General features: G+C 50.9%; 11 protein-coding genes and 1 tRNA gene. 5 read left to right on the forward strand and 7 right to left on the reverse strand.

Annotation, left to right across the window (positions count from 1 at the left end; translation table 11 throughout):
* Both rlmB and rnr read right to left on the reverse strand, forming a co-directional pair.
* The gene (gene rlmB / locus CWI69_RS05685; RefSeq protein WP_126762658.1) at positions 1–747 is read right to left on the reverse strand and encodes a 23S rRNA (guanosine(2251)-2'-O)-methyltransferase RlmB; all 747 of its coding nucleotides are present in this window, start codon (positions 745–747) and stop codon (positions 1–3) included.
* Positions 744–3,080: a ribonuclease R gene (gene rnr / locus CWI69_RS05690; RefSeq protein WP_126762660.1), complete on the reverse strand. Its 2,337-nt coding sequence runs from the start codon at positions 3,078–3,080 to the stop codon at positions 744–746. The genes rlmB and rnr overlap by 4 nt, the downstream gene beginning before the upstream one ends.
* Positions 3,081–3,351: 271 nt before the next feature.
* On the opposite strand from rnr, the gene CWI69_RS05695 reads away from it, so the two are divergent.
* Entirely contained in the window at positions 3,352–4,191 is an 840-nt protein-coding gene (locus CWI69_RS05695; RefSeq protein ID WP_126762662.1) for a c-type cytochrome, read from the forward strand.
* A 74-nt stretch (positions 4,192–4,265) separates the two neighbouring features.
* Here CWI69_RS05695 and CWI69_RS05700 read toward each other — a convergent pair.
* Positions 4,266–4,352: transfer RNA gene (locus tag CWI69_RS05700), tRNA-Leu, on the reverse strand.
* Positions 4,353–4,561: 209 nt separating this feature from the next.
* On the opposite strand from CWI69_RS05700, the gene CWI69_RS05705 reads away from it, so the two are divergent.
* The gene (locus tag CWI69_RS05705) at positions 4,562–5,077 is read left to right on the forward strand and encodes an RDD family protein (RefSeq protein WP_126762663.1); all 516 of its coding nucleotides are present in this window, start codon (positions 4,562–4,564) and stop codon (positions 5,075–5,077) included.
* A 1-nt stretch (position 5,078) separates the two neighbouring features.
* Here CWI69_RS05705 and lptG read toward each other — a convergent pair whose 3' ends face one another.
* Together lptG and lptF are read right to left on the reverse strand one after the other, a co-directional pair.
* On the reverse strand, positions 5,079–6,155 hold the full coding sequence (gene lptG, locus CWI69_RS05710; RefSeq protein ID WP_241971038.1) for an LPS export ABC transporter permease LptG: 1,077 nt from the start codon (positions 6,153–6,155) through the stop codon (positions 5,079–5,081).
* Positions 6,152–7,261, reverse strand: coding sequence for an LPS export ABC transporter permease LptF (lptF, locus tag CWI69_RS05715; protein ID WP_198678892.1), 1,110 nt, complete (start codon positions 7,259–7,261; stop codon positions 6,152–6,154). The genes lptG and lptF overlap by 4 nt, the downstream gene beginning before the upstream one ends.
* Positions 7,262–7,384: 123 nt before the next feature.
* Between lptF and pepA the strand changes: the two genes are divergently transcribed.
* The 3 genes from pepA to CWI69_RS05730 are packed head-to-tail and all read left to right on the forward strand — an operon-like array spanning position 7,385 to position 12,230.
* Positions 7,385–8,890: a leucyl aminopeptidase gene (pepA, locus tag CWI69_RS05720; RefSeq protein WP_126762877.1), complete on the forward strand. Its 1,506-nt coding sequence runs from the start codon at positions 7,385–7,387 to the stop codon at positions 8,888–8,890.
* Position 8,891: 1 nt separating this feature from the next.
* Positions 8,892–9,344 (forward strand): DNA polymerase III subunit chi, encoded by a 453-nt coding sequence (locus tag CWI69_RS05725; RefSeq protein WP_126762665.1) that lies wholly within the window; start codon positions 8,892–8,894, stop codon positions 9,342–9,344.
* Between the two features lie 21 nt (positions 9,345–9,365).
* Positions 9,366–12,230 (forward strand): valine--tRNA ligase, encoded by a 2,865-nt coding sequence (locus tag CWI69_RS05730; protein ID WP_126762667.1) that lies wholly within the window; start codon positions 9,366–9,368, stop codon positions 12,228–12,230.
* A 149-nt stretch (positions 12,231–12,379) separates the two neighbouring features.
* On the opposite strand, the gene rraB is transcribed toward CWI69_RS05730, so the two are convergent.
* Both rraB and CWI69_RS05740 read right to left on the reverse strand, forming a co-directional pair.
* Positions 12,380–12,739, reverse strand: coding sequence for a ribonuclease E inhibitor RraB (gene rraB / locus CWI69_RS05735; protein ID WP_126762669.1), 360 nt, complete (start codon positions 12,737–12,739; stop codon positions 12,380–12,382).
* 12 nt (positions 12,740–12,751) lie between these two features.
* Positions 12,752–13,480: a 1-acylglycerol-3-phosphate O-acyltransferase gene (locus CWI69_RS05740; RefSeq protein WP_126762671.1), complete on the reverse strand. Its 729-nt coding sequence runs from the start codon at positions 13,478–13,480 to the stop codon at positions 12,752–12,754.
* Between the last annotated feature and the right edge of the window lie 53 nt (positions 13,481–13,533).

Here is a 13,533-nt window from a genome sequence, read left to right on the forward strand (position 1 = left end):
TTAGCTTGCCTGACGCTGACGGACAGCTTCAAACAAACATACGCCCGTTGCGACTGACACATTCAGACTCGATACCGAACCAAGCAGTGGAATTTTTATCAGTTCATCACAGGTTTCACGAGTCAGACGGCGCATACCATCACCTTCGGCGCCCATAACTAAGGCAACAGAACCGGTAAGATCGACTTGATACACAGATTTATCAGCCTCGCCGGCAGTACCCATAATCCATACCTGCAGATCCTGTAATTGCTTAAGGGCCCGGGCCAGATTCGTCACTTGCACCAGAGGTACGGTTTCTGCCGCACCGCTTGCAACTTTGCGCACCGTCGGATTCATCGAAGCCGATTTGTCCTTAGGTATCAGTACCGCAGTCACGCCAGCGGCATCAGCAGTACGCAAACAGGCACCCAGATTATGTGGGTCAGTGATGCCATCAAGAATTAAAAATAGCGCTTTACCGTCGCTTTTCGCTACCAGATCCGGCAAATCATTGTCACTCAACAAGGGTGCTTCAAGTGCTGTGACAACAACCCCCTGGTGATTGCCGCCCTCGGCTTTTTTATCGAGAGTTTGCTTAGGCACAAACTGCGGCCGTGTGCCCATCTTTTGTGCCTGTTGCAGCAACTCTTGCAGGGCTTTATCCTGCCGTTCGCGCAAGGCAAATACTTCCACCACCCGCTCGGGATGGCGCTCGATAAGCGCGCGAACAGCGTGTAAGCCAAATACTGAAATTTTCTTACTCATTTCTTACTACTGCCTTTGTTGCGTGAACTGCTCTTGCTGCTGCTTTTGCCGCGTTTACCTTTAGCAGATGACTTCTTGCGCGGTTTTCGGGCTGCTTTATCAGCACCACCAGCGTTTTCTTCCCCGGGCATGCGGTCTTTGCCGGCAGGACTTTCCGCTGCTAACAAGGTTAAATCAATTTTCCGTTCATCAAGGTTTACGCTGCGCACCCGAACACGTACTTTGTCACCCAGACGGTACACGCGACGGCTATTTTCGCCGATTAACAAGTGCCGCTCATTGTCGTAACGGTAATAATCGTTATCGAGATTACTGACATGCACCAGCCCGTCGATCGATAGATCATCGATACGAATAAACAGACCGAAGTTGGTAACAGAAGCAATCACACCAGTAAATTCTTCGCCAACGTGATCCTGCATGTACTCACATTTGAGCCAGTCGGCAACTTGACGGGTAGCATCGTCCGCACGCCGCTCGGTCATCGAGCAATGCTGACCAAGTTCGTCCAGTTGCTCCGTCGGGTACATCCACGCGCCAGCTAAAGCTTGGTTTGGCCCTTGTTGCTTCTTCAACAAGGCCTTAATGGCCCGGTGCAGAATTAAGTCAGGATAACGGCGAATGGGTGAGGTAAAGTGTGCATACTCCTCCAGTGCCAGACCAAAATGTCCTGCATTATCCGGACTGTAGACCGCCTGCTGCATTGAACGTAACAACATGGTTTGAATAAGTTCCGCATCGGGACGCTCGCCTACTTGCGCAAGCACTGCAGCATAATCAGCGGGACTGGGATCATCAGAGCCTTTCATGGTTAATCCTAACTCGGCCAAAAAGCTGCGGAAGTTAGTTAACCGTTCGGCCGAAGGTGGCTCGTGCACACGAAATAGCGCGCCGGCTTCCTCATGCCCTTCAATCAGCCGGGCAGTGGCCACATTCGCCATTATCATGCATTCTTCAATGATCGTATGGGCAACGTTACGACGCACAGGCTCAATACTTTCAATTTTCCGCTGCGCGTTGAAAATAAAGCGTGTTTCCAGGGTTTCAAACTCAATTGCTGAACGTTGTTGGCGCGCTGCTTTTAGCACCTTGAACAACGAGTGCAGGTGATCAACCTGGTTCAATACATGTTCGTAATCCTGACGTAACTTAGGATCACCATCGATTATATCGGCAACCTTGTTGTAGGTTAGTCGTGCATGTGACTTCATTACGGCCGGATAGAATTTTGATTCACGCAACTTGCCCTTCGCTGAAATCCGCATTTCTGCGACCATGCATAAGCGGTCGACATCAGGGTTCAGTGAACATAGCCCGTTAGATAATTTCTCGGGCAACATGGGTACCACAAAATTTGGAAAGTAAACTGAGTTACCACGTTCCAGTGCGTCTTTATCCAGCGAGGTATTGGGACGAACATAATAACTAACATCGGCAATCGCCACCCATAGACGCCAGCCATCACCATCTGGTTCAGCACAAACTGCATCATCAAAGTCGCGTGAATCTTCACCATCAATGGTCACCAGCGGCAGATCGCGTAAATCGACACGGTCTGCATAGGCTTCCTGCGGCACAGTTTCGCCAAACTTCTCAATTTCTTTCAGCGTTGCCGGACTCCACTCGGTGGGGATATCGTGTTCACGGATCGCAACTTCTATTTCCATTCCTGGTGCCATATGCTCACCAAGAATTTCACTCACCTCACCGATCGGGCTGGTTCTGCGATTCGGCCGACGGGTAATATCGACCACCACGATCTGCCCATGACGCGCGCCGTTACGTGCATCTTCAGGGATTAAAATATCCTGATTCAGGCGGCTATCGTCAGGCACTACAATGCCAAGGTCGTGGTCAATAAAGAAACGACCTACAATGCCACCCTGACGCGGCTCGATAACGCGAACAATACGTCCCTCGCGGCGACCTTTGCTATCACTTCCCTGCTCTTGCACCAATACGCGATCGCCGTGTAAAACGCTGTACATCTGGCTAGGTGGAATGAACAAGTCACTGCCACCATCATCCGGATGACAGAAACCAAAACCATCGCGATGGCCAATAATACGGCCTTTAATCAGGTTCATGCGTGACGGCAAACCGTACGCATTGGCTTTGGTATAAATTAACTGGCCGTCCCGTTCCATCGCCCGCAGGCGACGTTTAAGGCCAATATGTTGACGTTCATCATCGAGCTTAAAGCGCTCAATGATTTCTTCAAATGTGGTCGGTTTTAAACGCGCTTCAATGGCTTCAAGAAGCGCTTCGCGTGACGGAATTTCCACCTCGTACTCTGGAGTCGGGGAAGTATCCTGATCGTTATTGTGACTCATATCACCTCAAATTTTGTGCTTCTGACACTGACTAAGTTGCTCTTACTATAGCAGAATTCAGACATGGCGTCGCTAATTCCCTCTCCCTATCCGAGCGAGATTGTCACCGCTTTATCTGTCGGCGTAACTCGCTCTTTTTGACGTTCTCCGTTCCTCTGCTAGGCTTAAAAAACTTTGCCTCATTGTACGTTTTTTGAACAACGCAAGTCGATTTCTACACGCTTCCACAGCGGCGCTTGATACGGGGTAAGTTACAGAAGGAGACCTTACAATGGTCAGGAAACACATCATCACCCTGGTTATTATTTGCAGCTTGTTTTCTGGTTTTTCCGCGCAAGCCGCTGCAAATGACGAACAAGAGCTGATTAAACGCGGAGATTATCTGGTCAATGATCTGATGGCATGCGGTCACTGCCATGGTAAGAACCTTGCGGGAGGGATCGTTATTCCAGAGGACTTTGGTGACATCCATGTACCCAATATAACGCCGCACCCGACGACTGGAATTGGTGCCTGGTCACAGGACGACATTGTTCACGCTTTACGCAACGGACGACGCCCCGATGGCAGTATAATTGGAGTGCCTATGCCAGTAGAAGTGTATAAAACACTGTCCGATGCGGATGCATACGCAGTAGCCGCATACCTGCAAAGCATCACGCCAATTGAACAGTCAGTTCCCAAGTCAAATTTCCCGGACGGCATGCTGGACAGCGTTGATAAAGCTCGTCGGCCATTTGTCAGTTCGGTCGCGGCCGTAGATCGTGAAGATCATCTTGCATGGGGAGAATATGTCGCCACTCAGGCACATTGCTTCACTTGTCATACGCCCTGGCATGAGCCTGAACTTACTGGTGCGGGAGGAAATCCGCTACCCGTACAACGCGGTGTTTACATCTATTCAGCTAATATTACCCCTGCTGGCAGGGTCGGAGGCTACTCGGATGAAGAGTTAGAGCATGTTCTCCGAAAGGGGGAATTACCTGATGGCAGTAAATTGCATGAAATGATGCCATCCGAATTCTATTCCGATATGAATTCAGCAGACATGACGGCTTTGCTCACCTACCTGCGTTCTTTGCCGCCTAACGACTCGCCGCCTAACAAATAGACGCTAAGAAGTAACGCCAGCAGTAAGCGCTTAATGGAGTTTAGAACATTGGGATACAGTGCTAGCAAGAAGAGTGGTGCCGAAGGGGGGACTTGAACCCCCACGCTGTTACCAGCGGCGGATTTTGAATCCGCTGCGTCTACCAATTCCGCCACTTCGGCATTGAAGATTTGACTTGCTTGTCGGTAGTGCGAGGCATTATACGCAAGGGAATTTTGCAATCAAGCGAATTATTTCACAATTCTTTCGTTCGGCTAAAACATGACCAGCTTAAGGTTTTTCAGTGCCTGTCTTGCTTCTATGCCGGTAGATCATGATAATCTCCACTCCAGATAGTTCAGAGTTTACCGGTCAACAGAAAGGGTGCGTCATGCCAGAAGTCAGTCCATCTCATACGCTGCATGCGTCATTTCCAAGTGCCGGCTTCGGCCGCCGGATTGCTGCCTGGGTCTACGACCTTCTGGTTGCCGTAGCGGTCATCATGTTGTCATCTGCACTGGCCCTTGGCTTTGCGGCACTTTTAACTGGCTCCGGTTGGATGACGCTGCCTGAGGGTATGGATCACGCCGGCTGGCTCAATAGCTCTCCACTTTATGGCATCTATATTCTGACTGTACTCGGATTCTTCTTCGGCTGGTTTTGGCGGCGTAGCGGTCAGACCTTGGGCATGCGTGCCTGGCGACTAAAAGTACAACAACCTAACGGTGCCCGTATTACCAATAAACAAGCTTTTATCCGAGTGCTGACCTGCGCTTTTGGATTGGGAAATTTGTGGGTGTTAGTCGATTTCAAAAACCGCCGGGCCTGGCATGATTATGCCGCCGGAACTGAGCTGGTTACGCTCTCAAAAGAGGCCAACCAGCTGTATTACTGGCGCGATCTGTAACTTAGCTGCCACGTCGCTGCATCAGCCATAATGCCGCTCCGGCAAACAGTAGACTTGGCAACAATGCGCCAAGCAGCGGTGGTAACTGATACACCTGCGCCAACGGACCAAAAATCTCGTTGCTGACGTGAAAGCCAAAACCAGTAATCACCCCCAACAGAATGCGCGCACCCATGGTGGTTGACCGTAACGGCCCGAAAATAAAGGACAACGCAACCAGCAACATAACAGCGACGGTAACGGGGGCGAAAATCTTACGCCACAAGGCGAGTTCATAACGTTCCGTCGCCTGCTGATTCGCCGATAAATAATCCAGGTAATCAACTAAACCACTGATCGACAGAGCCTCAGGTTTCACCGTAACCACACCTAACTTATCCGGCGTCAGGGACGACTCCCAGACCCAGCGTGGTAGTGTGCGTTGGGTGATTTGCTCGATTTCATGGTCGGTGATGACGACGTCATTAAGAACCCACTGACCGCCCTGATAGGTGGCGCTTTGGCTTTGCACTACCGAATCAAGTTGCCGGTCCTGTGTAAATCGATAAATGGTTAAATCCCGCAGCCGACCGGTATCTTCCACTTCAGAAATATTGACAAAATGTGCGCCATCTTTGGCCCATACACCTTGTTGCGCAGAAATCAGGCTGCCGCCGGAAATAGCTGAAGCGCGCAACTCTCTGCCTTGCGCTTCCAGCTGAGGTGCCACCCACTCTCCCATCGCCATCACTGCCAGCATCATGATAATGGCAGCTTTCATGACTGAAGCCACAATGTTCAGGCGCGAGCGCCCTGCAGCCAGCATCACGACCAATTCTGAATTACTGGCTAACATCCCCATGCCAATCAGACCGCCGAGTAATGCCGCCATCGGGAAAAATACTTCGATGTCACGCGGCAAACTGTAGAGCACAAAAAGCCCGGCATCAGCCACCGAATAAGTACCTTTACCGACCGACTTCAATTGTTCGACAAAGCGGATAAGGGACGACAAGCCACCTAATACGGCCAGGCTCAACAACGAGGTCATAAGTACTGAGCGCGCGATGTAACGATCGAGAATTGAAAACTGCATCATGCCGCAGACCTCCGCAACCGCGCCAGAAAACGCAGGCCAAACGGGCGGCCTTTACCCACCAGGATAACGCCAAAGATGAGCAGCAGAACATGAATCCACCAAAGTCCAATAACCGGCGGTATCACGCCATCTGCAACGGCTGACTTGGCGGCCATCAGCAACAAAAAGTACCCCAGATAAATGAGCAGTGCTGGTGCCATCCGGGCAAATTTCCCCTGCCGCGGGTTAACCCTGCTAAGTGGCACCGCTATTAGCGTCAATAAGGGCATAGCTAATGGAATCGCAACACGCCACTGCCACTCAGCAGCAGCTTCAGGGTTGTGCTCGCCCCACAACTCAGTGGTTTTATAAGCTTCCAGCTTGCGGATATACTCCGTCGCCTCCTGCTCCTTGATCTGCAGCTGATAACTGGCAAATTCCATCACCTGATAATCGCCATCGCCAGCGTTTTGGGCGTAACGGGTACCGTTGTTCAGTACCAGTTGCTGTGAACCGCTTTCGTTGGCAATCACGTTCCCAGTATCTGCCATCACCACACTGCCGCCGACAACTCTGTTTTCTTCATCACGTAGCGACTGTGCTACAAAAACTTCATCCAACTCGCCTGTCTGGGTCAGACCCTGGACAAAAATAACCGCTTTTTGGTTACTCGCTTGCTGAAAACGCCCCGGCCTGATCACAGACAAACCACTATCGCTACGCGCACTCTCTTCAACCTTGCGTTCCTGCTCCAGTGACCATGGCACCAGCCACAAGGTTAACGAGGCCGTCGCCAACGCCAGAATAGTTGCCAACACTAAGGTGACACGGGTTACGTACCACTCACTGACACCGCAAGCGTGCAAAACGGTCATTTCGTTATCGGCATAAATGCGGCCATGAGCAAGAAGAATGCCCAGAAACAAACTAAGTGGTAGAATAAGTGCAGCTAATGCTGGCAGGTTTAAACCCAGCAATTTTATTACCAAATCGCCGGGGATTTCACCGGCCGAAGCTTCTGCCAGCACACGAACGAACTTTTGGCTGACAAAAATGGTCATCAACACCGTTAAAACGGCGATCTGAGATTTAAATGTTTCTCGCATTAAATAGCGGAATATACGCACTGGTGACCACTCTTAACTTTGGTTTTTGCTGGAAAATACGCAATTTTTCAGTAAACTTGTCGTTTTAACAAGAATTATTCTATGGCAGCCCTACCCTGTCAACCGCCGAAAACGGGAGTAAGTATGGAGTTTAGCGTCAAAAGTGGCAGTCCGGAAAAGCAACGTTCAGCCTGTATCGTGGTCGGGGTCTTTGAACCGCGCCGCTTATCAGGCGTCGCCGAGCAGTTGGACCAGGTCAGCGAAGGCTACCTCAGTAACCTGTTACGCCGTGGTGACCTCGAAGGTAAAGCGGGTCAAATGTTGCTGTTGCACCATGTGCCAAATATTTTAAGTGAACGCGTACTCCTCGTTGGTTGCGGGAAAGAACGTGAGCTTGATGAACGTCAGTATAAACAAATTATTGAAAAAACCATTCATACTTTGAATGAAACGGGTTCAATGGAAGCCGTTTGCTTCCTCAGCGAGCTGCATGTAAAAGGCCGCGACACCTATTGGAAAGTACGTCAGGCAGTTGAAGCTGCACAGGCCGGTCTGTACACCTTTAACCAACTCAAAACCCGTAAAGAAGAGCCACGCCGTCCCTTACGTAAATTGGTATTCAATGTTCCAACAAGGCGCGAACTGCCCCTTGGCGAACGCGCAATCCAGCATGCTCTGGCGGTAAGTAAAGGGGTTACAATCTGTCGTGATGTGGCCAATATGCCACCTAATATTTGCACACCCCGCTACCTTGCTGAGCAAGCTGAAGCCATGGCAGCAAACTACGATAATTTAACCTTCAGTGCGGTCGAAGAAAAAGAGATGGCCGAACTGGGTATGAATGCCTACCTGGCCGTGGGGCGCGGCTCCGAAAATGAATCTGTATTGTCGCTGTTGCATTACCAGGGGGCAGGCGATGACGTCGCGCCACTGGTGCTGGTTGGCAAAGGATTAACCTTTGATGCCGGTGGCATATCGATCAAGCCCTCTGCCAATATGGACGAAATGAAATATGACATGGGCGGCGCAGCCTCTGTTTTAGGCGCTATGCAAGCACTCGCCGAACTGCAACTGCCAGTCAATGTGATTGGCGCAATTGCTGGCTGTGAAAACATGCCCGATGGCAAGGCCTATCGCCCGGGCGATATCCTCACCACCATGAGCGGACAAACAGTTGAAGTTATCAATACGGATGCTGAAGGTCGCTTAGTACTTTGCGATACCCTGACCTACGTCGAACGTTTTTCACCTGAGACCGTGATTGACGTAGCAACGCTGACCGGAGCCTGCATTATTGCGCTGGGACATCATGCCAGCGCCCTGATGAGCACGCATAACCCGCTGGCTCATGAGCTGCTGAATGCTTCTGAGCAAAGTGGCGATCGCGCCTGGCGATTGCCGCTATGGGACGAATATCAGGACGCTCTCGACAGTCCATTCGCGGATATGGCAAATCTCGGCGGGCGTGATGCCGGCTCGATTGCAGCCGCATGTTTTCTGTCCCGGTTCACCAAAAAGTACCATTGGGCGCATCTTGATATTGCCGGCACAGCATGGCGCAGCGGCGCGAAAAAAGGTGCGACCGGACGCCCCGTGCCGATGCTAACGCAATTTTTGATCAACCGTACGGCAACAGGTCAACAAGACTAATATGGCACAAGGCATCTTTTATGTTCTCGACGGCCTGAACGAAGAGCAACAACTCACATTGTTCTGTAAACTGATCAGCGAACGCTGGCGCGAACTGGGCAGTATGCGGGTATGGTGCCGCGATCAACAGCATGCAGAAGCGCTGGATCAAGCCTTGTGGCAGCAACCGACCGATGCCTTTGTACCGCATAACCTGGTCGGTGAAGGTCCGCCCTACGGCGCTCCTGTCGAGTTATGCTGGCCCGCGGCAACGGTCGCCTCGCGCCGTTGTAAAGTCATCGTCAACTTTATGCCGACAGCACCACAATTCGCGGGTGCCCAGCTTATTTTAGATCAAGTTCCGAGTGCCCCTGAGCAGCGCCAGGAAGCGCGCGAACGTTTCAAATGGTATCGCCAGCAAGGGGTCAACCTCAGTACCGTTAATGCGGCTGAGCTAGCAACACATTCAAACTAATTAAAGTCGTGAAGGTTTCTCATGGATAAAACGTATTCGCCCGATGCTATTGAGCAAGCGCTCTACCAGAAATGGGAGCAGGCAGGTTATTTCAAACCCTCAGGCCAGGGCAGCAGTTACTGCATTATGATACCGCCGCCGAATGTTACTGGTAGCTTACACATGGGGCATGCTTTCCAGCACACCATCATGGACACGCTGACGCGGTACAAGCGCATGGACGGTTTCAACACACTGTGGCAGGTCGGCTCAGATCACGCGGGTATCGCCACTCAGATGGTAGTGGAGCGTCAGCTCGCAGCACAGGGAACCAGCCGTACCGAACTCGGACGGGAAGCCTTTATTGATAAAATCTGGGAATGGAAAAATCAGTCCGGCGGAACCATTACCCAGCAGATGCGGCGGCTCGGCGACTCAGTCGACTGGGATCGCGAACGTTTCACTATGGATGATGGCCTGTCTAATGCCGTCAAAGAAGTGTTCGTACGGCTGCATAAAGAAAACCTGATTTACCGCGGTAAACGCCTGGTGAACTGGGATCCTAAACTGCAAACTGCAATTTCTGATCTGGAAGTTGAGAATAAAGAACAGCAGGGACATATCTGGCACTTACGCTATCCGTTAGCTGATGGCGCGAAGACCGCCGATGGTAAAGACCATTTGATCGTCGCGACTACCCGCCCGGAAACCATGCTTGGCGACGTCTGCGTCGCTGTGCATCCTGATGACGAACGCTACCAGGCCCTGGTTGGTAAATTTATCGAGCTACCGCTGGTCAATCGACGGATCCCAATTATTGCCGATAGTTATGTGGATCAGGATTTTGGCACTGGCTGTGTGAAAATCACTCCGGCCCATGATTTTAATGATTACGAGATCGGTAAACGCAATAAAATGACCATGATTGCGGTACTCGATGACCATGCCCACGTGCGCGAACGTGCAGGTCTGTACACCGCGACAGGTGAAGCTATCGACGCCATCGACGGCTTCGACGGCACCTTACCAGCAGACTATCAAGGGCTGGAACGCTTCGCCGCGCGCAAAAAGATCATTGCCGACTTTGATGCCGCTGGGTTACTCGACAAAGTTGAGCAACACACCAATAAAGTGCCTTATGGCGACCGCGGCGGTGTGCCAATCGAACCCCATCTGACCGATCAGTGGTACGTGCGCGTGGCGCCGCTTGCGGAAGTTGCCACCAAAGCCGTTGAAGATGGTGAAATTCAGTTTGTCCCCAAGCAATATGAAAACATGTACTTCTCCTGGATGCGTGACATTCAGGACTGGTGTATTTCCCGGCAACTCTGGTGGGGCCATCGCATCCCGGCCTGGTATGACGAACAAGGAAATGTTTATGTTGGCCGCGATGAAGACGAAGTCCGCCAGGAATATAACCTGGGTGCCGACGTGGCGTTGCAGCAAGACGAAGATGTTCTCGACACTTGGTTCTCATCTGCGTTGTGGACCTTCTCGACCTTAGGCTGGCCGGAAAACACCGATGATCTGAAAACCTTTCATCCGACCGATGTACTGGTCACGGGTTTTGACATTATTTTCTTCTGGGTCGCGCGCATGATCATGATGACCATGCATTTCCTTAAAGATGAAAATGGCAAACCCCAGGTTCCTTTTAAAACCGTGTATGTCACTGGTCTGATTCGTGATGAAGAAGGCCAGAAGATGTCGAAATCGAAAGGTAATGTTCTTGACCCACTCGACATGATTGATGGTATCGATCTGAAGCCGCTGATTGAGAAGCGCACCGCCAACATGATGCAGCCGCAACTTGAAGCGAAAATTAAGAAACGTACCGAAAAACAGTTCCCTGAAGGTATCAGCGCGCATGGTACCGATGCACTGCGCTTTACTCTGGCAGCTCTGGCATCGACCGGCCGTGACATCAACTGGGACATGAAACGGTTGGAAGGTTACCGCAATTTCTGTAACAAACTCTGGAACGCCAGCCGCTATGTGCTGATGAACACAGAAGAACATGATTGCGGTACCAATATAGAAAATAGCGATAGCGAGATGACACTGTCACTCGCTGATCAATGGATCATCGAATGCTTTAACGATACCGTGAAGCAGTTCCGTAATGCCTTAGACAACTACCGCTTTGATCAAGCTGCTGCTATTGCCTATGAGTTCACCTGGAACCAGTTCTGTGACTGGTACCTGGAGTTAACCAAGCCAGTACTGTTTAACGGTGATGAGGCACAACTGCGTGGCACTCGCCATACGTTGGTTACGGTACTTGAGAAGCTGTTACGATTGTTGCATCCATTACTGCCGTTTATCACCGAAGAGATCTGGCAGCGCGTTGCACCGCTGGCCGGTGTCCAGGGTGATACCATCATGTTGCAGGCCTATCCACAGGTTCAGCAGGAACGTTTCGCTACTGCGCGGGATGACATGGAATGGTTAAAACAAGTTATCGTTGCCATTCGTAACATTCGCGGTGAAATGAATTTGTCACCAAACACGCCTTTACCGGTGTTAGTATCGAACGCTGATGCGCAAAGTCGCGAGCGACTGCAGCAGAATGCGAGCTTCCTGAGCGCATTGGCGAAATTAGAGTCGGTTGAGTTCCTCAATGCGACTGACGATGCTCCTGCCAGTGCTACAGCTCTGGTAGGTCGCATGGAACTGCATATTCCAATGGCTGGCTTAATTGATACCGGCGCAGAGCTGGCAAGGCTTGATAAAGCAATCGAAAAAGCTCAGAAGGAAGTCGCAATGTTCTCACGCAAGCTGAGTAACGACAATTTCGTTAGTAAAGCGCCAGCTGAGGTTATTGCGAAAGAACGCGAGAAGCTGCAAAACGCTGAAGAAACCCTTGTCCAGTTGCAACAACAACGCGAGAAAATCGCTGCGCTGTAATATCAGCGCAGCGACAACCGCGATTAAAGCTGCAAACATAGGAATCACCACGGTCACCACAAAGATGTCTTTATAGGCCTCTTTGTGGGTTAACCCCATCAGGGTTAATAACGCCCCTATTTTTTTATTTTAGGGGGCTCGGTGCTTAGTTATTCTTCTTCATCGTCACCGAAATACGTGCCCCAACCGTCGTACTCGACGCCTGATTCGTCAGCTAATTCAGCCACTTCCAGCGCTTGTGCTTCGATTTTATCACGCTCAAGTGGCAACTCACTCACCGCGGCAAACGCAAACCAGCGACTGCCATCATCAAGTTCAAATTCATCGGCATCATCAACGTGAAAACCGGCCTTTACCAGTTCGACTGCAGCTTTTTCCAACTTGGTAAAGTCAGGACTGGCGAGGTGATGTTCGATGGTGTAAATACCGTCTTCTGGCGCACCGTCGGCCAATAGTGCCGCTATGGTTTCCGCGGTTTGTTCCTGGATCGCTTGTTTGTCGACGCTCATAAATTGCTCCGGTTAGCTTTTTGGCTGTTGCGCCAACTCGTGATCGAGTTCGCTGATTTTTAGTTGCATCTGTTGATGACACTTAGCCATCAACGCGCGTACGTTATCGCTAGAATAGTCGCTTACCGCAATCGGCGGCAACATCTCAATGATCACTTTGCCATTATTCCAGCGGTTTAATTTGATACGCCCATGCAGGTTTGACACACATATAGGTACGATAGGAACCTGAGCTTGCAAGGCGGTACGGAAGGCGCCTGTCTTAAAGGGCAACAGCCCGCGTCCGTAACTACGTGTTCCTTCAGGGAACAGCAGTACTGATATCTGGCGTTCGCGGATAGCTTGTGCAGCTTGTTCTATAGTGCCCCGGGCCCGACCGGTATTCTTGCGGTCAATTAAGATGTTGCCCGATAACCAATAGAGTTGGCCGAAGAACGGGATCCATTTGAGACTTTTCTTGCCAATACTCACTGCTCGTGGCGGCATCGCACGACTCAGGGTGAAAATATCGTAAGTGTTCTGGTGATTGGCAACGTAGACATAGGGCGCACCTTCGTATAGCCCTTCCGGCACACGAATTTCCAGTTCCACACCCAACAAACGATGTGTGCGTCCGTACCAGTGTGCGAAAATAGGGGTGTTATTAGGGTGAAACGGGCGTGCCAGACAAAATAACAGGCCCAACACACCACATATAATCACGAAACAGCCAAGTAAAATCAGTCGTACAACAGCGAGCATGCAATCTCCTCTTTTTGCTGCCCGCTAGTATACCTGTTTCGGCCGTAAAAAAC

The sequence above is a fragment of the Pseudidiomarina halophila genome (genome assembly GCF_003987215.1).
Taxonomy (GTDB): domain Bacteria; phylum Pseudomonadota; class Gammaproteobacteria; order Enterobacterales; family Alteromonadaceae; genus Pseudidiomarina; species Pseudidiomarina halophila.

Coding starts and splice junctions, on each gene's coding strand:
- rlmB (WP_126762658.1), bottom strand. CDS start 747: ATGAGTAAGAAAATTTCAGTATTTGGCTTACACGCTGTTCGCGCGCTT.
- rnr (WP_126762660.1), bottom strand. CDS start 3,080: ATGAGTCACAATAACGATCAGGATACTTCCCCGACTCCAGAGTACGAG.
- CWI69_RS05695 (WP_126762662.1), top strand. CDS start 3,352: ATGGTCAGGAAACACATCATCACCCTGGTTATTATTTGCAGCTTGTTT.
- CWI69_RS05705 (WP_126762663.1), top strand. CDS start 4,562: ATGCCAGAAGTCAGTCCATCTCATACGCTGCATGCGTCATTTCCAAGT.
- lptG (WP_241971038.1), bottom strand. CDS start 6,155: ATGATGCAGTTTTCAATTCTCGATCGTTACATCGCGCGCTCAGTACTT.
- pepA (WP_126762877.1), top strand. CDS start 7,385: ATGGAGTTTAGCGTCAAAAGTGGCAGTCCGGAAAAGCAACGTTCAGCC.
- CWI69_RS05725 (WP_126762665.1), top strand. CDS start 8,892: ATGGCACAAGGCATCTTTTATGTTCTCGACGGCCTGAACGAAGAGCAA.
- CWI69_RS05730 (WP_126762667.1), top strand. CDS start 9,366: ATGGATAAAACGTATTCGCCCGATGCTATTGAGCAAGCGCTCTACCAG.
- rraB (WP_126762669.1), bottom strand. CDS start 12,739: ATGAGCGTCGACAAACAAGCGATCCAGGAACAAACCGCGGAAACCATA.
- CWI69_RS05740 (WP_126762671.1), bottom strand. CDS start 13,480: ATGCTCGCTGTTGTACGACTGATTTTACTTGGCTGTTTCGTGATTATA.